The following is a 21,514-nucleotide window of genomic DNA, read 5'->3' as shown; positions in this document are numbered from 1 at the left end:
CGGGCTCGGCGAGGCCCTCGCTCAGCGCCGCCTTCATCAGCCGGTTGGGCAGGACCCGGCCCGAACGGAGGGTGAGGGCGGACGCCAGGTGGCCGCCGCCGGCCGTAGCGAAAGTCATGGCTGCCCGTCCCCTCGCGGCCGATGGCCGTAGTCCGGCTCCACGGCATAGATTCGTAGCCGACATCACTTGACACCGTCAAGCGATGCTTGATGCTGTCAAGGGAAACCGCCCACATCGGACGCGCCGCGAAAGGTTCTCGATGAAGATTCTCAAGCAGGGCGCCATCCCGGCCGTGGCCGCGCTGGCGGCCTTGGCGCTACCCGCGACCGCCGCGTCGGCCTCGCCGCCCCGTCACTACAGCACGTCCGAGGGCAGCGGCGGCTTCACCGGGGACTCCAGCGTCGGGCCGTCCACCTGCGCTCTGGCGAACCTGACGGCGACGGCGCACCGTACGGGGCACGGGGCGAAGGTGCGGGTAAGCGGGTTCGACGCCTCCTGCGCCGGCGTCATCACGTCGGCGAGGTACGACGCGCCGATCCACTTCCGGATCGAGAGGGGCGCGGTCACCGGCACGGTCCCGATCGTCATCACCAACGCCCTCGGCGGGGAGTGCCGTTACCGGGGCCCGGTGAACGGGTCGGTCCCCAACGGCTCCGACACGCTGTCGGCGGCGGGCACCGTGACCTTGAGAGAGACCCTGAGGGCACCGTGCGCGCCGGATTCGAGGTCGACCCTGCGGGTCACCTTCCCGGGCGCCGCCTTCGGCCGGTGATCCGCCCGGCTCAGTCGGCGGCCTCGGCGGCGAGAGCGTTGTTGAGCGTCTCGGTCACCAGCCGGGCCGCGGCCTCGACCCCGCCGAGGCCGGGAAAGAAGGTGTCCAGGGTGCCGTCGCGCCAGAGCATCACGGCACCGTGGACGGTCGACCAGCACGTCAGCGCCAGCGCGGTCGGCGAGTGGTCCCTGCCCCAGCCCGTCGCACGAGCGTCGTTGATCTCGCCGAGGAGGATCCCGAACGCGCTCGCGCGCGCCTCGGCGAGATCCGCGTCGTCGGGGTTGAGCAGCTCGGGCCGGTACATCACCACGAACAGCGCGGGGTGCTGCTTGGCGAAGACCATGTAGCCGATGCCGAGCGTGGCGACGCGCTCGGCGGGCGTCGCGTCGTCGGGAATCCGCCGGCGCGCCGAGCGCATCCGCTTCGCCAGCGTGCGGAAGCCCTTCGCGGCCAGCGCCGTGAACAGCCCGCGCCGGTCGCCGAAGTGATGTCCGGGCGCCTGGTGCGAGACGCCGACCCGCCGGGCGATCGCCCGCATGCCGACCGGGCCGATACCGTGCTCGTCGATCGCCTGCTCGGCGGCGCGGAGGAGCGCCTCGCGCAGGTCCGTCCTGGACGAGGTCGGTGAGGCGGGCATAGCGCCTGATTGTCTCGCCGCCGCCCCGCCCGCAGCAACCACCCCGGCAGCGCGTACCCGACCAGGCGCGTGAAGCAGGGGGTGGCAGCGTGGTACGGCCGGAGAATCCGGTCGAGCCGGTTCCGCAAGTACCCCCTACCGGATTCGAACCGGCGCTACCGCCTTGAAAGGGCGGCGTCCTAGGCCGCTAGACGAAGGGGGCCCTTGGTGGCAGGGATGGCTGCCACTCGACCGGTCCAGCATAGGGGACAACCAGGCCGGACGCACAAACGGTTTAGCCCCGTTCCGGGGGGCGTGTGGGAGATGGGCTGGTCGTGGGGGACTGGGTGGGCCACTGGGACGGGGGCAGCGACGGGAACGTGGGGCTGTGCGTGGGGGGCTGGGTGGCGGGCGGGCCGATGGTGCGGTCGGGGTTCGGCTCCAGGTGGCGTTCGATCTGGGCCGAGGTGAGGCCCAGGCCGCCGAGGCGGATGTCGTCCCAGCCCTGGAGGCGGTGGTTGGCGCGGCTGAAGTAGAGGACGGACAGCTCGATCGGGGTGGGCTGCTCGTGTTCGAGGCCGCGCAGGCCGGCGCCGCCGGTGGAGCCCTGGACGAACAGGCGGGTGCCGGTCGGCATGAGGCGCGTGGAGCGCTTGTGGCCGTGGCCGGACAGGACGATCTGGGTCGCGCCGGAGAAGCCCTCGCCCTGGTACGGGTCGTGGGCGACGACCATGTCGGGGGTAGTGCCCGAGTTGCGGAGCTTCTGGGCCTGCTGGGAGCCGAGGGTGCGGAGCTGCTCGACGCCCATGTGGTCGTCGCGGGTGGTCTTGTCGGGGGTGAAGCGGGGGTCGCCGACGCCGTAGATGCGCAGGCCCTCGACCTCCTGGGACCTGTCCTCCAGGACGATGGCGTTCTTCTGGTCGTCGACGGCCTCCGCGATGCCCTTGGAGTCGTGGTTGCCGCGGACGAAGACGTACGGGACCTTCAGCGACTCGATGTCGTCGGCGAACTTCTCCTCCGGCTCGCTGCCGTGGTCGGTGAGGTCGCCGCTGTCGACGATGAAGTTCACCTGGAACTGCTGGGAGACGGAGCGCATCACGGACCACGCGGCCGGGTTGAGGTGGATGTCGGAGACGTGCAGGACGCGGATCGTGGACGGGTCGGGCTCGTACGCCGGGAGCGTCGAGGTGGCGGCGTACAGCTCGGAGACGTTGCCGACGAGGCGGGCGAGCTGGGCGCGGTACGCGGAGAAGCGCTCGACGATGCTGCGGGCGTCGCCGACGAGCTGCGGGGCGTTGGACAGGATGCCGGTGTAGCGGGGCTCGGCGATGGCCTGCGGGTTGAACGTCGACCAGGTGAGCAGGACGAGGACGAGCATCCCGGCGACGCTGGCGCCCAGGCCGGCGAGGGCCTTGCGCCAGGAACGGAAGATCAGCAGGCCGGCCAGGAACGAGAGCGTGAGGCCGAGCGCGACGGCGCGGAGCAGCATCACGATCACGCCGTGCCGGAGCTCGCCGGCGATCTGGTCGGTGATCTTGCCGAGCGCGGTCTGCGACTCGATGAGCTCGCGGGCGGGCTCGGGGCGCAGCTCGGTGACGCGGGCCTCCAGGGCGAGGGGGCCCCAGTGCGTGTCGAGGTGGAGCGCTCCGAGGGGAGGGATCTGGACCGTCGTGCCGCCGCCCCAGTGGGGGCGCAGCAGCAGGGAGACGTCGGTGGGGCCGACGGGCGTCTCGATCCGCCCGCCGAGGAGGAGGCCCGCGAGGCCGCCGGCCAGGCCGGCGGCGACCACCGCCAGGGCGCCGCCCCAGCGGCGGGTACGGGGGCCGGGCCGGCGCAGCCGGGCGAGGTGCTTCAGTGGCGGGCGGCTCGCGGGGAGGCGCAGCCGGACCCTGGCGAGGACGGTCCGGATGTGCGCGAGGGGCACGGTCTCTCCTTCCGTCAAGCACAATGATGACGTGATCGAGATGTCACGGGAGGCGTTCGAGGACCTCGTCGGTGAGGCCCTCGACACCGTCCCGCCCGAACTGACCGCGCACATGCGCAACGTCGTCATCGTCGTCGAGGACGACGCGCCCGAGCCCGGCCTGCTCGGTCTCTATCAGGGCGTACCCCTGACAGAACGGGGCGACTGGTACGGCGCCGTACTTCCCGATCACATCGCGATCTACCGCAACGAGATCCTTGACATCTGTGAGACCCGGGACGACGTGGTGGAAGAGGTGCGGATCACCGTCGTCCACGAGATCGCCCACCACTTCGGCATCGACGACCGGCGCCTGCACGAGCTGGGTTACTGAGCCGCCACAGAGAGTTTCACCAATCGGGCACTGTAGGTTACACAACTGCCACGCAGCGTGAGTTAATAGGGGAGTCCGTGACCGTGCGGACCGAACTGGAGCGCACGTGGCTGAGAGGCAGACCGGGAGGCACCGCCGCCCACCTGAGTCGCAGGCCACCTACCGCGAGGTCTTCGCGGTAGGGGAGTTCCGCGCGCTCTGGCTGGCGCAGGCGCTGTCGTTCATCGGCGACCAGCTGGCCCAGGTGGCGCTGGCCGTCCTGGTGTACGAGCGGACCAACTCCCCGCTGCTGACCGCGCTCACGTACGCGCTGACCTACATCCCGCCGATCGTCGGCGGGCCGGTGCTGTCCGGGCTGGCCGACCTGTTCCCGCGCCGCCGCGTGATGGTGGTGACCGACGTCCTGCGGGCCGGGCTGGTGGCGCTCATGGCCGTGCAGGGCATGCCGTTCTGGCTGCTGTGCGCGCTCGTCTTCGTGACGGTGCTGCTGGGGGCGCCGTTCAGCGCGGCCCGTGCGGCGGTGATGCCCGATGTGCTGACCGGCGACCGGTACGTCGCCGGCTCGGCGATCAACAACATCACCCACCAGGCCGCGCAGATGCTCGGGTTCCTGGCCGGCGGGGCGATCGTGGCGATGGTCGGCACCGGCGAGGCGCTGGCGATGAACTCCGCGACGTTCGCCGTCTCGGCCCTGATCCTGATGGCGGGGCTGCGCCGCAGGCCGGCGCCCAAGCGGCGCGAGCGCGAGTCGCTCGGGCTGTGGAAGGGCACCTGGGACGGCGGGCGGCTGGTGTTCGGCGACCCGACGCTGCGGGCGCTGGTGGCGTTCGCCTGGCTGTGCGGCTTCTACGTGATCCCGGAGGGCCTGGCCGCCCCGTACGCGGCGACGTTCGACGGGGACGCGGTGACGGTCGGGCTGCTGATGTCGGCGATGCCGACGGGGATGGTCGTCGGCGCGTTCCTGTACAGCCGGTGCGTGCGCCCCAGCAACCGGATCCGCTCGATGGGCTGGATGTCGATGCTGGCCTGCGCCCCGCTGCTGGGGGCCGCCCTGCATCCGCCGCTGTGGGTGGTCGTGGTGCTGTGGGCGATCTCGGGCGCGGGCAGCGCCTACCAGCTGGCGGCCAACGCCGCGTTCGTGGCGGCGGTGCCGGCGTCCGGGCGGGGCCAGGCGTTCGGGCTGGCGCAGTCGGGCATCCTCGCGGGCCAGGGCCTGGGGATCCTGGTGGCGGGCGCCGCCGCGCAGGTGCTCGGCCCGGAGACGGTGGTCGCGTTCGCCGGGGCGCTGGGCCTGTCGCTGGCCGCGATCCTCACGCTCTCGTGGAACCGTGCGCGGGGGCAGGTGATCGCCTCGATGTACGCGCGTTCGGCGCGGGCCGAGGAGCTCGGCGACACCGGCCCGGTGCCGGTGGTCGGGTCCGAGCAGCTGAACGGCGCCGCGGTCGAGCCGCCCTGGCCGGCCGGCGGGAACGGCCGGTCGCCATCGGTCAACGGTGAGGAGCGGCCCCGGCCTCCCCGGCACGGGCCCCAGCACGGGCCCCAGCACGGGGAGCGCAGCTCCGCTCCCGCCCCCTGAGCCGGGCGAGGGCGATCCGCCCGGCCTGGAAAGGGCCTGCGGGCGCGTGGCGGGCGTCCACGGCTCAGATGTGCGTGTGGTCCCGGGCGCCGGCGTCCTTCTTGGAGGAGTCCTTGTTGAGGGAGTCCTTGGTCTTCTGGATGGTCTCCTGGACCTTCGGGTTCTCGTTGGCCTTCTTGAACAGGTCCTCGGCGATCGAGGTGGGGCGCCCCTCCTCGGGGATCAGCACCCACGCGATCGCGTACGCCGCGACCCCGGCACCGCCGAAGATCGTGAAGACGGCGAGCCCGAGCCTGATGATGTTGGCGTCCACGCCGAGGTAGCGCGCGGCGCCCGAGCAGACCCCGGCGACCATGCGGCCGTCCTGGGTGCGGCGCAGCTTCTTCTGAGTGCTCTTCTCGATGTCCATGCCTTGATCCTGCCCCCTCTGCCGCCGCCTGCGACATCGGGATTCGCCCTGATTCACCCCTGAGAGCGCCCCTGACGGGGAAGGCTGAAGCGTTGCTTAAGGTTGTATGGAAGGGTTTTTGATTGGACGTTGGACCGTCGGCCTGGGCAGACTCGTTCCGCCAGGTCAGCGACGGCCTGCTAGGACGGACCACGCGTACGCGACAGAGGGAGCGGCATGAAGATCGGGATCGTCGGCGCCACCGGGCAGGTCGGGAGCGTGATGCTCAGGATCCTGGCCGAACGCGGATTCCCGCTGGACGAGCTGCGGCTGTTCGCCTCGGCGCGTTCGGCCGGGCGGAAGCTGGCGTGGCAGGACACCGAGGTGACGGTGGAGGACGCCGCCACCGCCGACTACAGCGGCCTGGACATCGTGCTGTTCTCCGCCGGCGGCGCCAGCTCGAAGGAGCTGGCGCCCAGGGTCGCGGCCGCCGGCGCCGTCGTGATCGACAACTCGTCCGCGTGGCGGCGGGACCCGGACGTGCCGCTGGTGGTGTCCGAGGTCAACCCGCACGCCGCGCTCCAGCGGCCGAAGGGGATCATCGCCAACCCCAACTGCACCACGATGGCCGCGATGCCGGTGCTGCGGCCGCTGCACGCCGAGGCGGGGCTGACCGCGCTGGTCGTGTCGACGTACCAGGCGGTGTCCGGCAGCGGGCTCGCGGGGGTGGCCGAGCTGCACGAGCAGGCCGCCAAGGTCGTGGAGGGCGCCGACCGGCTGACCCACGACGGCAGGGCGGTGGAGTTCCCCGACCCGCAGGTGTACGTGCGGCCGATCGCGTTCAACGTGCTCCCGATGGCCGGCAAGATCGTCGAGGACGGGCTGGCCGAGACCGACGAGGAGCAGAAGCTCCGGCACGAGAGCCGCAAGATCCTGGAGATCCCCGACCTCAAGGTCAGCGGGACCTGCGTGCGGGTGCCGGTGTTCACCGGGCACTCGCTGCAGATCAACGCGCGGTTCGAGCGGCCGATCGGCCCCGAGCGCGCGGCCGAGCTGCTCACCGGCGCGGCCGGGGTGGCGCTGTCGGACGTCCCGACCCCGCTCCAGGCGGCCGGCCAGGACCCGACGTACGTGGGCCGCATCCGCCGCGACGAGACCGTCGAGAACGGGCTCGCGCTGTTCTGCTCCGGCGACAACCTGCGCAAGGGCGCGGCGCTCAACGCCGTCCAGATCGCCGAGCTCGTCGCCGCCGAGAAGGCCTGAGCCGGGCCCAGGGACGACCCGGACCCGCTCCAGACGGCCCGGCGCGGGGGCCATCTGGAGCGGGCGACCCGGATTCTCGGGGACGGCGGCGGCGCCGCGGGTGGGCGCGGAAGCCCGAGACCAGCGGGACGGGCCGGCCGCGGTCAGGATGAGAGCGCCCAGACGGCGTGCGCGATCGCGTCCGAGTTCCGGTCCAGCGCGGTGTCGTTGATGTTGGACGTGGTGTCGCAGGACGCGTGGTAGCAGCGGTCGAACGCCACCCCGGCCGTCCCGCCCCACAGCTGCGCCTGGGCGGTGGTCTTGCGGCCCTCGGCGCCGGTGAACGTGCCGCCGGCCGGGATCCCGACCCGGATGAACGGCCCGTAGTCCGAGCGCCCGTCGAAGTCGGTGCCGCGGGTGGGGACGCCGATCCCGGCGAAGTAGCCGTTGATCGTCTGCTCGATCTGCGCGGAGCCCGCCGGGCCGGGGCCCGCGCCGACGCCGTCCGAGTTGTCGCCGTCGTAGACGAAGTATCCGGCGTTGGGCGAGCCGACCATGTCGTAGTTGAGGTAGCCCTTGATCCGCGAGCGCTCGGCCGAGGTCAGGGCGCTCACGTACCGGCTGGAGCCGATCAGGCCCAGCTCCTCGGCGCCCCACCAGGCGAAGCGCAGGTGCTTGGTGGGCTGGTAGCCGCTGCGGGCGACGGCGAGGGCCGCCTCCAGGATGGCGGCGGAGCCGGAGCCGTTGTCGTTGATCCCGGCGCCGGACCGGACGCTGTCGAGGTGGGCGCCGGTCATCAGGACCTGGTTCGGGTCGCCGCCCGGCCAGTCGGCGATCAGGTTGTAACCGGTGGCGCCGCCGTAGCTGAACGAGCGGATGCTGGTCTGGTACCCGGCGGCGTCCAGCCGGGCCTTCACGTAGTCGAGCGAGGCGCGGTACCCGGGACGGCCGTGCGCCCGGTTGCCGCCGTTGGCGTTCGCGATCGACTGGAACTGGCTCAGGTGGGCCTTGACGTTGGCGAGCGGGATGTCCGGCGCCGCCGCGGCCGCCGCGGCCGGGCCGGGCGCGGTGAGCGCGGCGGCGGCCAGGGCGAGGGCGGCGGCGAACCCGGTGAGTCGCGTCTTCATGGGTCTCCTTCGGTGGGCGGGGGGACGCGGGGCCGCGGTCTGGGGTCCGCGGCCCCGCCGTATCGGAAGGGACGGCCGTACGGGGCGGGCCAAGGAGGTGGCGCCCGGTACGGCCGCCCGAGCGGTCAGCCCGTGCAGGTGGTGGGCTCACCGCTCGCGGCCGGGACGCTGACAGCGGTCCAAGCGGCCCGGGTCCGGGTGAAGTCGGTGCAGGTGGCCTTGCCGACCCGCACCAGGTTGAGCACCGCCTGGAGGGACGCGCGGCGCGCGGTCGTGTGCGTCCAGGTGGTGGTCTTGAGGTTGAGCGTCTCCATGAAGATCCGGCCGGCCTTCTGGACGCCGACGCCCGTCACGGCCGAGCCGTTGCAGGTGGGGCTGTTGGGCCGCCCGTTGGACGGGTCGTTCGCGGCCGAGCCCTCGGCCAGCAGGTAGAACCAGTGGTTCTGGACGCCGGCGGCGCGGTGCACCTCCATGCCCGGCACGGACGAGCTGTAGCAGTTCGGGTGGCCGCCGACCGCGGACGGGTTGTACATGTTGCGGATCGGGCCGCTGCCGACCAGGTCGACCTCCTCGCCGACGAGGTAGTCCGGCGGGTCGTAGTTGACCAGGGCCGTCGTGCCGGACAGCTGCTCGCTCACGCGGCGCTCGTTCAGGTACCACTCGGTGAGGGCGCCGAAGATGTCGCCGGTCGACTCGTTCAGGCCGCCCTTCTCGTTGCCGCCGCCGGAGCCGCCCGGGGTGACCTGGAAGACGCCGTGGCCGAGCTCGTGCGCGACGACGTCGGTGGGGACGGCCTGGCGGGTGCGGGCGCTGTTGCGGCCGAAGTTGGCGTAGCTGCCGTTCCAGTACGCGTTGGCCTGGTTCAGCCCGACGCGCATGGGCCAGCCGCGGCCGGTGCCGGTGAGGCCGTTGCGCTCCAGCCATGTCCCGGCCATGTCGAACTGCGCCTGGGCGGCGCGCATCGCGTCCACGCAGGCGGTCTCCAGGTGGGTGCCGCCGGCGTTGCCCCAGACGTCGTCCGTGCCGGAGAAGACGGTGCCGCTCTGGTTCGCGCAGCTGATGCCGGGGCGGCCGGGGTCGCGCATGCTGAACGTGCCGCCGGACGCGGTGGTGGCGATGTGCGTGGGGTTCTGGCGGCCGCCGTGGTAGTAGCTCTGGTCGTCGTCCACCTCCCGGACCTCGTCCCACTGCTGGACGACCTTGCCGTTCTTCGCGTCCACGAGGACGTGGAGGCGGCTGGGTCGGTCGCCGGCCGTCCCCTCGACGACGGTCTCGTACACGAGGCGGCCGCTGCCCTCGGCGAGGACGGTGAGGACGGGCGCGGAGGTTCGGGTCGCGCGGGCAAGGCGGGAGCGGGAGATGGAGGCCGCCTTGCCCGCGGACAGCTCGGGCGCGGTCGGGACGGAGATGGGGGCGCTCTGGCCGACCGTGGTGGACAGGACGTTCCCGACGGAGTCGGTGGTGACGACGAAGTCGCCGCCGCGGACGGGGAGGCCGGCGTGGACGCGGTCGTACGCGACGTACCGGAGGCCGCCGGCGCCGGCGGTGACGCCGCGGCGGACGATCTCGTCCTCGGGGGCGGCGTGGAGCGCGGCCGGGCGCTGCGCCACCAGGCGGTCGGCCGCGGCGGCGGGGGACGGCGGGGGCGACAGGGGCGACGAGGACGACGGGGACACGGTGCGGGCTGAGGCGGGAGCGGACATCGACACGGCGAGGCCGGCGGCGGTGATCGCCGCGACCGCGAGCGCGGTCTGGTGTCTCACGGGGGTGCTCCTTCCAGGAGCCGGGCGGGCGCCGTCCCGGAAGGTCCTTGTGAGAGCGGCTTCGCGGGGGGCCACCGACCGGCGGGGTGAACCGGACCGATCGGCTCATCCGGATGAGTTGCCCAGAAGTGCACCCCGATGGTCGGGATGTGTCAATGAATCCACTTCATACTGGATTTTCAATTTTCGTCGGCGGCCCTGTGAAAGTTCTGAAAACGGCCCCTGGGCAGCGCGGACACCGGTCCCGGCGGGGAGCCGGGACCGGTGCCGGGCCGGAAGCCCTACGAGGCGGGGGCGATGCGCTCGCAGAGCCAGGCGAGCGACAGCGGGTAGCGGTAGTCGATGCCGCCGTGCGGGGCGTCGAAGAGCTCGAAGCGGATCGCCTTCTCCTCGACCCCGTTGTCGATCAGCGCCCGCCGGAACGCCTGCGCGCCGATGTCCAGGTACCACTCGTCGCGGGTGCCGCCGTCGATCCAGATCGCCTTCTGGGAGCGCAGCGCGTCGGCGTACCGCGGGACCATCCGCACGGGGTCGAGATCCAGCCAGCGCTGCCACACGCCGGGCCGCAGCACCCCGTCCACCGGGTCGAACGGCAGTTCCGGCGTCCCGTCGGGACGGGCCGAATAGGCGGCGGTATAACCGATGATCTCCAGCAGTTTGGGGTCCTCGGGCTTGCTCATCGGCACCCGGGTGTGGAAATCGTCCCACCAGGCCATGATGTCGCCGTCATACGCGCGCAAATGGCGCACCGCCTGCGGGAAATCCGGCAGGTAGCAATATTCGAAAAGGGCGTCGCCCGCATGGGTGGCCAGCGCGCCGAACAGATCCGGCCGCAGCATCGGCGTGATCATCGCGCCGTAGCCGCCGGACGATTTGCCGGTGATCGCGCGGTGGGCGGGCTCCGGGATCGTCCGGTAGCGCGCGTCCACCCACGGGACGATCTCGTCGCAGAGGTACGTGTGGTAGTTCCCGGTGCCCGCTGAGTCGAGGTACTGGCTGCCGCCGTACGCCGTCCACGTGTCCACGTACACGACGATCGCCGGGGGCGCATCACCGCGCGCGAACACCTCGTCGGCCGTCTCGGGGAACGGCCGGCGGAACGGCGTCCGGTTGCGCCACATCGCGACGTGCCCGGTGAAGCCCATGATCACGTACACGGCGGGGTAGCGGCGGGCCGGGTCGGCGTCGTAGCCGGGCGGCACGTACACCCACAGCGGGCGCTCGTGCGGATCGCCCAGCGGGTTGCCGCGCAGGACCTCGCTCGTGACGGTGTGCTCGTCCAGGCGGCCGGCGAGCTCGGCGGACCAGGGCAGCATGGGGCGCTCCTTCCTCGGTGACCGACACCCCGACGCTAGCCGACGCGCTCACTTCCCGGTCATCGGTGACTTCCGCTGAAATTGTCCCGGTGATTAACGCGGGGCGGCCATTGCCACTCGGCACGCCATTCCCCTGGCCGGTCCGACAAGTCCGCAAGTCAGGATTGGTGGGGATCTGCTAGCCTCCGCCCATCCGACGAAACTCACACGGGGAAAGGCATGCCATGAGCCGAGAGCACACCGTCGCCCACGTCGAGAAGATCCTCGCGACCTACCTGGAGACCGACGAGGTGGTCTTCGACGAGCAGGGCGACGTCCCGATCCGGCGCGGCAGCGCCCTCTACTACGTGCGCGTCGGCCGCACCGAGCCGTACCGCGTCGAGGTCGTGTCGTCGGTGCTGAGCGGTGTCGAGGAGACCTTCGAGCTGCTGAAGGCGCTGAACGAGATCAACGCCGGCATCTACGGCATCCAGGCGTACTACCGCGGCGGCCGGGTGATCTTCAGCACCGACATGCTCGCCGACACCCTCCAGGCGGAGGAGCTGGAGCGGGCCTGCGCCCTGATCAGCGGCGCGGCCGACAAGTACGACGACGAGCTGCAGGCGAAGTTCGGCGGGAAGAAGACGTTCGAGGAGTAGGACTCCCTGGTCGTCGCGCGGCGCGGCGGGGCGAGCGGCCGTCCCGCCGCGCCCGTGTCACACATCGGGTCGCCGTCCAGTCCTAGTTCTGACAGCGCAGTCCCATCCTTGGGGAGAGACGTGACCGACCACAATGCCAAGGCCGCCCGGCTCCGCGAGCTGCACCGCCCCGGCGAGCCGCTGATCCTGCCGAACGTGTGGGACGCCGCCAGCGCGAAGATCCTCGACGAGGCCGGCCATCCGGCCATGGCCACCGCCAGCGCCGCGATCGCGGCGATGCTCGGCTACGACGACCACGAGGGCGCCCCGGCCGAGGAGATGTTCGCCGCCGCCGGCCGGGTGATCCGCGCGGTGGGCGTCCCGGTGTCGGTGGACGCCGAGGCCGGCTACGGCCTGCCCGCCGCCGAGCTGGTGGAGCGGCTCGCCGCCATCGGCGCCGCCGGCTGCAACCTGGAGGACACCGACCACAAGGGCGGCGGCCTCGTCGCGGCGTCCGCGCAGGCCGAGCGCATCGCCGCCGTCCGCGCCGCCGCCGAGGAGGCGGGCACCGACCTGGTCGTCAACGCCCGGGTCGACACCTTCGTCGCCGGCCGCCCGGACCCGATCCCGGAGGCGATCGAGCGCGCCCGCCTGTACCTGGACGCGGGCGCCGACTGCATCTACCCGATCATGGCCCCGACCGAGGACGACATCGCGGTCCTCGCCAAGGAGATCCCCGGCCCGGTCAACGGCAACGTCATGCCCGGCGGCAGCGTGGCCCGGCTGGCGGAGCTGGGCGTCGCCCGGATCTCGTTCGGCCCGATGCCGTACCTGCTGGCCCTGGACGCGTTCAAGGCCATGGCCGGCCGCCTGAAGGCGGGCGAGGACCCGTACGGGGGCTGATCCCCCGGCCGTTCCCCGCCCTCGGCGCCGCCGCGGTGACCCCGGCCTGCCGGGGCCACCGCGCGGTGTCACCTGCGGGCCGTGACGCGGGTGGGCAGCGTGGCGAAGCCGCGGTCGTTGGACGAGTGCACGCGCTCCGCCCGGTCGATGTCGATCTCGTAGTCGGCGACCACGCCGATGAGCTCCTGGAGCGCGAGCCGCGCCTCCAGCCGGCCGAGGTTGGCGCCCAGGCAGTGGTGGCGGCCGTTCCCGAACGCCAGCGACGCGCCGGTGTCGCGGTCGAGGTCGAAGCGGTCCGGGTCCGTGAACACCTCCGGGTCGCGGTTGGCCGAGCCGGTGAGGAGGAGGACCTTCGCGCCCGCCGGGATCGTGGTGCCGTGCAGCTCCACGTCCTCGGTGGCCGTACGGGCCAGCGCCTGCGTCGGCGGGTCGTACCGGAGGGTCTCCTCGACCCAGTCCTCCACCCGGCCGCCGAGCGCCCTCGCCCGTTCCTCCGGGTGCAGCCAGGCGGCGTGCCAGGCGTTCCCGAGCAGCAGCATCGTCGTCTCGATGCCCGCGCCGACCAGCAGGATCAGCACCCCGACGATCTCCTCCGGGGTGAGCCGGTCCTCGCCCTCGGCCGCGTCCAGCAGTCCGGACAGCAGGTCGTCGCGGCGCTCCTTGGAGCGCTCGATCGTCAGCTCCGTGTAGTAGCCGACCAGGGCGCCGATCGCCTGGAGCGCCTCCGGCGGCAGGTCGCCGCCCGCCTCGTCCCGGTACATGATGGCCATGCCCAGCTCGCGCACCCTGTCGCGGTCGGCCTCGGGAACGCCGACCAGCTCGGAGATCACGTCGGTGGGGAAGCGGGCGGCGAAGTCGGTCATCAGGTCGAACCCGCCGCCCTCCAGGTGCGGCAGCAGGCAGGCGCGGGCGATCTCGCGGATGCGCGGCCGCAGCTCCTGGACGCGCTTCTGCGTGAACGCGCGCGACACCAGCCCGCGCATCCGCGTGTGCCGGGGCGGATCCATCGCGACGAACGAGAAGAACCGCTCCGCGTCCGGTCCCCAGAACGCGGGCTCGATCCGCAGGCCGTTGACGCTGGAGAAGCGGGCCGAGTCCTTCAGCGCGGCGAGCACGTCGGCATGCCGCGACAGCGCCCAGAAGTCGTCGGTCTCGTTCCGGTGGACCGGCGACTCCTCGCGCATTCGCGAATACACCGGGTAGGGGTCGTCCTGAATCGCGAAATCAAAGGGGCTGTAGAAGAGATCCATGCTCGCCTTCCGCGTCGTCGGCCCTTTCCGGAAGATCCTGATCTTTCTGCTGCCCGGCCGCCACCCTTTTCGGGATAACAATGGCGCTGCCTCACGCTGAGCGACCTTTCGGCCACCTGATGAACGATGGCGCGCGACGGCGCCCGGCGGGCACAATGGCCCGGTGATCAGGAATCGAGGTGACCATGGAGGCTGAGTTCGTCCCTCCGGGGATCGATCCGACGAAGGCGCATCCGTCCCGCCGGTACAACTACTGGCTCGGCGGCAAGGACAATTTCGCGGTCGATCGAGAGTCGGCGGAGGTGGTCGCCTCGGCGTTCCCGACGGTCGGGCTCGCCGCCCGGGAGAACCGCGCGTTCCTCGGCCGGGCGGTGCGCGTGCTGGCCGGCGAGGCCGGTATCCGGCAGTTCCTCGACATCGGCACCGGGCTCCCGTCCGCGGGGGCCGTCCACGAGATCGCGCAGACGATCGAGCCGTCGTCGCGCGTCGTCTACGTCGACAACGACCCGATCGTGCTGGCGCACGCCCGCGCCCTGCTGACCGGCGGCCCGGCCGGCCGCACCGCCTACATCAGCGCGGACCTGCGCGAGCCCGAGAAGATCCTCGCCGACCCGGTCCTGCGGCGCACCCTGGACATGGCGCGGCCGGTGGCGCTGATGCTGGTCGCGGTGATGCACTTCATCGGCGACGACGAGGACCCGTACGGCATCGTCGAGCGCCTGGTGGAGGCCCTGCCGCCCGGCAGCCACGTCGTGATCACCAACGCGACCGGCGACCATCTCACGCCAGAGCAGTACGAGGAGAGCGTGGCGGCCAACGCCCGCAGCGGCGTCCCGTTCCGGCTGCGCGGCCGCGACGAGTTCGCCCGCTTCTTCACGGGCCTGGAGCTCCTGCCGCCGGGGATCACGTCCGTCGTCGACTGGCGCCCCGACCTCCCGCCGGAGCGGCGCCCGCCGGTCGAGGACGTCTCCATGTTCTGCGGCGTCGCCCGCGTGCCCTGACCCTTTCCGCAATTCCGCAGTGATTCCGCCGCCTTGGCGGAGCCGCGCCGCCGCGCCCCCGTGCCCGCCCGAGACTGGACGGACTCGGCGAACGGAGGACAGCGGTGGTGGCGGCGTGACCGGAACGGACCCCCTGCGCCCGTCCGATCCGCGGCGGCTCGGCCCGTACCGGCTGGTCGGCCGGCTCGGCAGCGGCGGCATGGGGCAGGTCTACCTGGGCAGGTCGCCGGGCGGGCGGCCGGTGGCGGTCAAGGTCATCCACGCGCCGCTGGCCGCGCAGGAGCGGTTCCGCTCGCGGTTCGCGCGCGAGGCCGAGGCGGCGCGCCGGGTCGGCGGCTTCCACACCGCGCAGGTCGTCGATGTGAACGCCGACGCGGACCCGCCGTGGCTGGTCACCGCGTACGTGCCGGGCCCGTCGCTGCGCGCGGCCGTGCGGGAGCACGGCCCGCTGGCCGCGGACCTGCTGCCCGCGCTGGGCGCCGGCCTCGCCGAGGGGCTGGCGGCCGTGCACGCGTGCGGCCTCGTCCACCGCGACCTCAAGCCCGGCAACGTGATCCTCGCGGCCGACGGCCCCCGGATCATCGACTTCGGCATCGCGCACGCGGAGGACGCCTCCACGGTCACGGCCGCGGGCGCGCTGCTGGGGACGCCGTCGTACATGTCGCCCGAGCAGGCCCGCAGCGCCGGCGAGGTGGAGCCGCCGAGCGACGTCTTCGCGCTCGGCTGCGTCCTCGCGTTCGCGGCGACGGGCAGGGGCCCGTTCGACGCGGCGTCCGCCGCGGCGGCCGTCCACCGCGTGCTGAACGAGGAGCCCGACCTGAGCGCGGTCCCGGAAACCCTGCGCGACCTGGTGGCCGCCTGCCTGTCGAAGGATCCGTCGGCCCGCCCGCTCGTCCCGGAGATCCTCCGCGCCCTGGAGCCGCACCAGCCCACGACCCCGTGGCCTTCCCTGAAGCCCGCCGCCCCGCCCGAGCCCGCTCCCGAGCCCGCGCCGGCGGGGCCGCCCGCCGCCGGGGCGCCTGATTCCAGGGGGACCGAAGCGCCCGCCGCCGCGGAGACGGTGCCGCCGGCGGCGCGAGGCCGGGCGCGGTGGCGCGGTGCGGCGGCGGCCGCCGCGCTGGGCGTGGTCCTGGTACCGGCCGGAGTCTGGGGGGTGGCCTCCGCTCGGGGGCCGGAGTCGCGGCCGGCGGTGGTGCGCACACCGCCGGCCGCGCCTTCGATCACGCCTGCGGCCTCGTCGCCGGAGGCGGCACCGTCCGCCTCGAAGAGCCCGAAGGCCCCTCCTGAGCCCGAGAGCGACGAGCCGTCGAAGGCGCCCGCCGAGGAGCGGCCCGTGCCGCCCGCATGGAAGCACTGCCGGACGTACGCGCCGGTCGAGCGGGCCAGGGCGGCCATCGACCCGTGCGTGCGGAAGGCGGCCGGCGGGCTGGAGATGATCGTGCGGGTCAAGGCGCTGGACGAGGGCGGGACGGACGGGCCGATCACCGTGTGGGTGTGGATCGCCAACGACCGCAACACCAAGTACGCGGCGAGCCTGCACCGGTGCCGGATGTCCCTGGACGGCGCGGAGGATGAGGGGACGTGCGGGCCCTACCGGTTCGTCCCGCCGGGCGCGGGGGTCTACAACGCTGCGGCGGACGCGGCCGCCGAGGACGCGGCGCGGCCGCCGACGTGGCCGCCGCGGTTCACCGGCGCGGGCAGTCCCGCGCTGGCGTGGCGGCCCTGACGGGGGCCGCTACAATCACCGCACTGTTCGCAGCGTACGGGCATGGCGGGGGATGCATGGGTCGGGTGCCGGGTCCCGGGCGGCGTCCGGCGCCCGTACCGGATCCGGACAGCCCCCTCGGACGCTTCGCCCAGGAGTTGCGCGACCTGCGCGGCCGGGCGGGCGGGCCGAGCTTCCGGACGCTGGCGCAGGAGACCGGCAGGCTGGGCTCGCCGTACTCCGAGACGTCGCTGCGGAACGCGGCGTCCGGGCGCGTGCAGCCGTCGTGGGACGTCACCGAGATGTTCGTGCGGGCCTGCGCCGCGTTCGCGCGCGGCCACCCGCGGCAGGCGGGCGAGGAGTCGCGCGGCTGGGACGCCGAGGCGCTCGTGGACGCCTGGGCGGCGCGGTGGCGCGGGCTGTCGGCCGCCGGGACCGGGCCGGCCGGCGGGACGGCCGGGCTGCCGGCGGCGCTGACCAGGTTCGTGGGGCGGGAGCGGGAGCTGGCCGAGGGCGCGGCGCTGGTGCGCGCGAACCGGCTGGTGACGGTGACCGGTGTCGGGGGCGTCGGCAAGACGCGGCTCGCGCTGCGGCTGGCGGGGACGCTCGCCGGGTGCTTCCCCGACGGGGTACGGCTGGTGGAGCTGGCCGGGGTGACCGAGCCGGCGATGGTCGATCGCACCGTCGCCGCCGCGCTCGGCGTCCAGATGGAGGCCGGGCGGGCGCCGCTGGACGCGCTGGCCGAGGCGCTCGGCGGGCGCAGGACGCTCCTGGTGCTCGACAACTGCGAGCACCTGCTGGAGGCGGTGGTCGCGCTGGTGGGGGCGCTGCTGCGCGCCGTGCCGGAGCTGCACGTGCTGGCCACCGGCCGGCAGCCGCTGAACGTGGCGGGCGAGCGGGTGGTGATGCTCGGGCCGCTGCCGCCGGAGTCGGCGGCCGTTGAGCTGTTCGCGGACCGCGCCGTGGCGGCCGTGCCGGGCTTCCGCGTCACGGCGGGGAACCGGGACGCGATCGTCGGGGTCTGCCGGAGGCTGGAGGGGCTGCCGCTGGCGCTGGAGCTGGCGGCGCCGCGGCTGCGGCTGCTGACCGTGGACGAGCTGGCCGACCGGCTGGACCGGCGGTTCGTGCTGCTCGGGGAGGCGGGCGCGGACCGTACGGCGCATCCGCGCCACCAGACGCTGCGGGCGGTGTTCGACTGGAGCCACGAGCTGTGCGGCGAGGAGGAGCGGCTGGCGTGGGAGCGCCTGTCGGTCTGCGCGGGGAGCGTGTCGCTGGCGGACGCGGAGGCGCTGTGCGCGGGCGCGGGCGCGCGGGACGCGTTCGACGCGATCGCCGGGCTGGTCGACAAGTCGCTGCTGACGCGGGTCGAGGTGCGGGGGCGGACGCGGCTGCTGATGCTGGAGACCGTCCGGATGTACGGGCGGGAGCGGCTGGCGCTGTCCGGCGCGGAGGCGGACGCGCGGTGCCGCCACCTCGACCGCTACCTCGGGCTGGCCCGCAGCGCGGAGGCCGAGTACGGGACGCCGCGCCAGCTGGAGTGGCTGCTGCGGCTCCAGGAGGAGCACGCCGACATCCGGCAGGCGTTCGCGCACCTGCTGTCCGGCGAGGAGTACTCCGTCGGGGCGCTCGAAGGGGCGTTCGGGCTCTGGCTGTACTGGGTGGCCTGCGGGAACGTCGGCGAGGGCGCCCACTGGATGCGCCGGATGACCGCGCCGGGGCGCGAGCCCGCCGATCCCGCGCTGGCGGTGCCGTGGGCGTACGTGCTGTGGACCGCGGCGTTCGTCCTCTTGCTGAACGGGGACCGCGACGGCACCGGGCGGCTCCTCGACCGCTGCGAGGCCGCGCTGGAACGGGCCGCGAACGCGGGGAACGACGCGAGCGCGGAGACCGGCATCCGCGCGGCCGTCCACCAGTTGCGCGGGCTGTCGGCCCTGTTCGCGGGGGACACCGAGCGGACGGAGCGGCATTCGCGGGCGGCGCTGCGCGCGGGCGAGCCGCGCCCCGGGCTGCTGACCGAGCAGCAGTGCCTTGCGCAGCTCGGCCTCGCCGCCTCGATCCGCGGCGACCACGCGGAGAGCGTGGACCTCATCAGGCGGGCGCTGGCCATCGCCGAGCGGGACGGCGAGGTCTGGCACCGCTCGTACCTGCTGTGGGTCCTCGCGATCGAGTACGCCGAGACCGGCCGCGGTGACGACGTGACCGCGCTGCTGCGCGGCAGCCTGGAGCTCAAGCGGCGGTTCGGCGACGGGCTCGGCATGGCGACGGTGAGCGAGACGCTGGCCTGGGTGCTGGCGCGGCGCGGCGATCCGCGGCCGGCGGCCCGGCTGCTCGGTGCCGCGCACGGCGCGTGGCGGCCGGCGGGCGCGCCCCGGCTCTGGGGGTTCGCGCACCTGGTGGACTACCGGGACCGCAGCGTCGGGCGGGTGCGCGCGATGCTGGGGGACGGCCCGTACGAGCGGGAGTACCGGGACGGCGAGCGGCTCGGCCTGGCCGGGGTCCTCGACGAGGTCATCGGGGACCCGCGGCCGGCCTAGGCGGCGGTGATGACGGCGACCTCGCCGTCGAGGGGCACCGCGGGGTTCATGACGCGGCGCCGTCGCGGAAGTGCGGGATGATCTTCTCGCCCCACTGCCGGATGGTCTCCATGCACGCCTCCTGCGGGACGGTGCCCATCTGGATCAGGCACATGACCTCGTCCACGCCGATGCCGGCGAGCCGCCGCACGTACTCGATGGCCTGGTCGGCGGTGCCGTAGGCGTGCTCGGCGTTGAACGCGCCGGTGTCCTGCGGGCGGGCCGGGATGTCGGCCTCGTTCAGCTTGGCGACCAGGGCCTCCTTGTCCTCGGCGAGGGCGGCGATGTTGTCGTCGTCCTCGGTGTCCTCCTTGGGGGCGGGCGCGTGGCCGTACCAGTGCGCGATCGACTCGGCGAAGAACCGCTGGCCGCGCGCGCCGATCTTGAGTGCCTTGACGGGGTCGTCGAGCACGATGGTGGGGCAGAGCGCCACGAACTTGTCGTTCGTCTGTGGGGACACGAGCCGTTCGCCCGACCGGGTGCGGACGGTCGCGTGGTAGAGGTCGTACATCTCCTGGACCTCCTCGGGCCCGGCGAAGCCCATGACCAGCGCGCCGACGCCCAGCTCGGCGGCCATCGTCACGGTGTCGCGCTTGGAGCACGCCATGTAGAGCGGCGGGTGCGGGGTCTGGACGGGCCTCGGCAGGATCTTGGCCGGGCCGACGTCGAGCAGGTCGGTGTGCCAGTCCACCCGCTCCTCGCGCCAGGCGTTGGCTAGGAAGCGCAGGCCCTCCTCCAGCTGCGGGTACGTGTCGGACGGGTCGACGCCGTACATCCCCATCTCCATGCGGGTGGAGCCGCGGCCGCCGCCGACGTCGAGCCGGCCGCCGGACAGGGCGTCGAGCATGCCGACGCGCTCGGCGACCCGTACGGGGTGGTTGTAGTTGAACGGCATGCAGACGACGCCGTGGCCGATCCGGATCGTCGAGGTCCGCGCGGCCACCCAGCTCAGGAAGATCTCGGACGCGGACATGTGGGCGTACCGCTCCAGGCCGTGGTGCTCGACCGCCCAGATCCGGTCGAAGCCCATCCGCTCGCCGTGGACGGCCTGCTCGACGCTGTCGAGGAGGACCTGCCGCTCGCGCTCGGGGGTCGGATTGGTGAGCTGCGCCTCAAAGATCATCGAGAACTGCACGGGGGCTCCCTCGTATTTCGGTTAGTAATATTCCTAACAGATATATCGCACGGTCGCCACATCCCCGTTCGGTAGCCTGCGGGGTGTGACGCAGGAGCCGCCGAACTTGCCGCCGACCAGCTGGGCCGTCCTCGGCCTGCTGTCCTTCGGGCAGGAGCTGTCCGGGTACGACCTGAAGAAGTGGGCCGACTGGAGCCTGAAGTTCTTCTACTGGAGCCCCTCGTACAGCCAGATCTACGGCGAGCTGAAGCGGCTGGAGAAGGCCGGCTACGCGGTCTCGCGCGTCGAGCTGACCGAGAGCACCCGCGGCAAGCGGGTGTACGCGATCACCGACGAGGGCCGCGCGGCGGTGAGCCGGTGGGCGCGGGACGCCCCGGTGGAGCCGCCCGTCCTCAAGCACGGCGTGATGCTGCGGGCCTGGCTCGGCCACCTCATGGAGCCCGAGCGGCTGCGCGAGGTCATCGAGCAGCACCGCGAGTACGCCGACCGGATGAGCCGGCTCGCCGAGGTGGACGCCGAGGGCGCGGCCGAGGTGGCCGAGTGGGCGTACCCGGAGCTGGTGCTGCGCTGGTCCAAGCGCTACTACGAGGCCGAACGCGACCTCGCCCGGCAGATGCTGGACGACCTCGAGGAGCTGGCGCGGCGCCCCCCGCCCAAGCCCGAGGGCGGGGAGCACGCGCGCCTCAAGAAATAGCGGTCAGGCCATGCGGCCGTAGGCGCTGCGGAAGAACAGCAGCGGGTCGGCGTCGCGCTCGGCGGTGAGCGCGGTGACCGCGCCGATCGCGATGCTGTGGTCGCCGCCAGGGAGCACTGCGGTCAGGTCCGCCTCGATCCAGGCGAGCGCGCCCGGCAGCAGCGGCGCGCCGTTCGCGCCCGGATGCCAGTCGAGGCCGTCGAACTTGCGCGTCCCGGCGAGCGCCGCGCAGATCTCCCGCTGGTCGGCGGCCAGCACGTTCACCGCGAACCGGCCGGCGGCGCGGATCCTCGGCCAGCTGGTCGAGGCGTTGCCCGGGCAGAACGTCACCAGCGCCGGCTCCAGCGAGAGCGAGCTGAACGACTGGCAGACCATGCCGGCCGGCGCGCCGTCGAGCGCGGCGGTCACGGCGACCACCCCGCTGGCGAACGTGCCGAGCACCCGCCGCATCTCGCCGGGGGTCACCTCGGGGGTCGTGACCGTCATCTACACGTCCTCCAGATATTTCGAACAGGCATATTCCGATTAGAAGCATCGG

Annotated in this window: 19 protein-coding genes and 1 tRNA gene; 10 read left to right on the top strand and 10 right to left on the bottom strand. The window is 73.1% G+C overall.

Going from position 1 to position 21,514, the window contains the following annotated elements:
- Positions 1-260: 260 nt before the first annotated feature.
- A complete protein-coding gene (locus tag AB0881_RS27850; RefSeq protein WP_366621445.1) occupies positions 261-773 on the top strand; it encodes a hypothetical protein in 513 nt (170 codons plus the stop codon).
- A 10-nt stretch (positions 774-783) separates the two neighbouring features.
- Here AB0881_RS27850 and AB0881_RS27845 read toward each other — a convergent pair whose 3' ends face one another.
- From AB0881_RS27845 to AB0881_RS27835, 3 genes are all read right to left on the bottom strand, one after another.
- Complete coding sequence (locus AB0881_RS27845; protein ID WP_366621443.1) at positions 784-1,410, bottom strand: TetR/AcrR family transcriptional regulator; 627 nt, start codon at positions 1,408-1,410, stop codon at positions 784-786.
- Between the two features lie 129 nt (positions 1,411-1,539).
- Positions 1,540-1,612 (bottom strand) — tRNA-Glu (locus tag AB0881_RS27840).
- A 72-nt stretch (positions 1,613-1,684) separates the two neighbouring features.
- On the bottom strand, positions 1,685-3,313 hold the full coding sequence (locus AB0881_RS27835) for a metallophosphoesterase (RefSeq protein WP_366621441.1): 1,629 nt from the start codon (positions 3,311-3,313) through the stop codon (positions 1,685-1,687).
- A gap of 31 nt (positions 3,314-3,344) precedes the next feature.
- On the opposite strand from AB0881_RS27835, the gene AB0881_RS27830 reads away from it, so the two are divergent.
- The gene (locus tag AB0881_RS27830) at positions 3,345-3,686 is read left to right on the top strand and encodes a metallopeptidase family protein (RefSeq protein ID WP_366621439.1); all 342 of its coding nucleotides are present in this window, start codon (positions 3,345-3,347) and stop codon (positions 3,684-3,686) included.
- 106 nt (positions 3,687-3,792) lie between these two features.
- Positions 3,793-5,262 carry an MFS transporter gene (locus AB0881_RS27825; RefSeq protein ID WP_366621437.1) on the top strand — a complete coding sequence of 490 codons (1,470 nt, stop codon included), beginning with the start codon at positions 3,793-3,795 and terminating at the stop codon, positions 5,260-5,262.
- A gap of 64 nt (positions 5,263-5,326) precedes the next feature.
- Here the strand turns inward: AB0881_RS27825 and AB0881_RS27820 are convergent, their stop codons facing one another.
- A complete protein-coding gene (locus tag AB0881_RS27820) occupies positions 5,327-5,671 on the bottom strand; it encodes a PspC domain-containing protein (protein ID WP_366621435.1) in 345 nt (114 codons plus the stop codon).
- A gap of 216 nt (positions 5,672-5,887) precedes the next feature.
- On the opposite strand from AB0881_RS27820, the gene AB0881_RS27815 reads away from it, so the two are divergent.
- A complete protein-coding gene (locus tag AB0881_RS27815) occupies positions 5,888-6,913 on the top strand; it encodes an aspartate-semialdehyde dehydrogenase (RefSeq protein WP_366621433.1) in 1,026 nt (341 codons plus the stop codon).
- A 143-nt stretch (positions 6,914-7,056) separates the two neighbouring features.
- On the opposite strand, the gene AB0881_RS27810 is transcribed toward AB0881_RS27815, so the two are convergent.
- The 3 genes from AB0881_RS27810 to AB0881_RS27800 all read right to left on the bottom strand — a co-directional run bounded on the left by AB0881_RS27810 (position 7,057) and on the right by AB0881_RS27800 (position 11,098).
- Entirely contained in the window at positions 7,057-8,019 is a 963-nt protein-coding gene (locus tag AB0881_RS27810; RefSeq protein ID WP_366621431.1) for a M28 family metallopeptidase, read from the bottom strand.
- A gap of 125 nt (positions 8,020-8,144) precedes the next feature.
- Positions 8,145-9,782: a M4 family metallopeptidase gene (locus AB0881_RS27805; RefSeq protein WP_366621429.1), complete on the bottom strand. Its 1,638-nt coding sequence runs from the start codon at positions 9,780-9,782 to the stop codon at positions 8,145-8,147.
- Positions 9,783-10,063: 281 nt separating this feature from the next.
- Positions 10,064-11,098 (bottom strand): alpha/beta hydrolase-fold protein, encoded by a 1,035-nt coding sequence (locus tag AB0881_RS27800; protein ID WP_366621427.1) that lies wholly within the window; start codon positions 11,096-11,098, stop codon positions 10,064-10,066.
- Between the two features lie 224 nt (positions 11,099-11,322).
- Between AB0881_RS27800 and AB0881_RS27795 the strand changes: the two genes are divergently transcribed.
- Together AB0881_RS27795 and AB0881_RS27790 are read left to right on the top strand one after the other, a co-directional pair.
- Positions 11,323-11,736 carry a YbjN domain-containing protein gene (locus AB0881_RS27795; protein ID WP_366621425.1) on the top strand — a complete coding sequence of 138 codons (414 nt, stop codon included), beginning with the start codon at positions 11,323-11,325 and terminating at the stop codon, positions 11,734-11,736.
- Positions 11,737-11,856: 120 nt separating this feature from the next.
- The gene (locus AB0881_RS27790; RefSeq protein ID WP_366621423.1) at positions 11,857-12,618 is read left to right on the top strand and encodes an isocitrate lyase/phosphoenolpyruvate mutase family protein; all 762 of its coding nucleotides are present in this window, start codon (positions 11,857-11,859) and stop codon (positions 12,616-12,618) included.
- Positions 12,619-12,686: 68 nt separating this feature from the next.
- On the opposite strand, the gene AB0881_RS27785 is transcribed toward AB0881_RS27790, so the two are convergent.
- On the bottom strand, positions 12,687-13,802 hold the full coding sequence (locus AB0881_RS27785; RefSeq protein WP_366621421.1) for a cytochrome P450: 1,116 nt from the start codon (positions 13,800-13,802) through the stop codon (positions 12,687-12,689).
- A 251-nt stretch (positions 13,803-14,053) separates the two neighbouring features.
- On the opposite strand from AB0881_RS27785, the gene AB0881_RS27780 reads away from it, so the two are divergent.
- From AB0881_RS27780 to AB0881_RS27770, 3 genes are all read left to right on the top strand, one after another.
- Positions 14,054-14,869: an SAM-dependent methyltransferase gene (locus tag AB0881_RS27780; protein ID WP_366621447.1), complete on the top strand. Its 816-nt coding sequence runs from the start codon at positions 14,054-14,056 to the stop codon at positions 14,867-14,869.
- A gap of 115 nt (positions 14,870-14,984) precedes the next feature.
- Positions 14,985-16,595: a protein kinase gene (locus tag AB0881_RS27775; RefSeq protein WP_366621419.1), complete on the top strand. Its 1,611-nt coding sequence runs from the start codon at positions 14,985-14,987 to the stop codon at positions 16,593-16,595.
- Between the two features lie 56 nt (positions 16,596-16,651).
- Positions 16,652-19,108 (top strand): AAA family ATPase, encoded by a 2,457-nt coding sequence (locus AB0881_RS27770; RefSeq protein WP_366621417.1) that lies wholly within the window; start codon positions 16,652-16,654, stop codon positions 19,106-19,108.
- Between the two features lie 46 nt (positions 19,109-19,154).
- Here the strand turns inward: AB0881_RS27770 and AB0881_RS27765 are convergent, their stop codons facing one another.
- Entirely contained in the window at positions 19,155-20,282 is a 1,128-nt protein-coding gene (locus AB0881_RS27765) for an LLM class flavin-dependent oxidoreductase (RefSeq protein WP_366621415.1), read from the bottom strand.
- A gap of 85 nt (positions 20,283-20,367) precedes the next feature.
- On the opposite strand from AB0881_RS27765, the gene AB0881_RS27760 reads away from it, so the two are divergent.
- Positions 20,368-20,976, top strand: coding sequence for a helix-turn-helix transcriptional regulator (locus tag AB0881_RS27760; protein WP_366621413.1), 609 nt, complete (start codon positions 20,368-20,370; stop codon positions 20,974-20,976).
- Between the two features lie 3 nt (positions 20,977-20,979).
- On the opposite strand, the gene AB0881_RS27755 is transcribed toward AB0881_RS27760, so the two are convergent.
- Complete coding sequence (locus AB0881_RS27755; RefSeq protein WP_366621411.1) at positions 20,980-21,462, bottom strand: flavin reductase family protein; 483 nt, start codon at positions 21,460-21,462, stop codon at positions 20,980-20,982.
- Positions 21,463-21,514: the final 52 nt, after the last annotated feature.

Source organism: Spirillospora sp. NPDC029432, assembly GCF_040703975.1.
In the GTDB taxonomy this organism is placed as follows: Bacteria; Actinomycetota; Actinomycetes; order Streptosporangiales; family Streptosporangiaceae; genus Spirillospora.
Note: the sequence above shows the minus strand (reverse complement) of the source record. Positions and strands in the feature narration are given on the sequence as shown.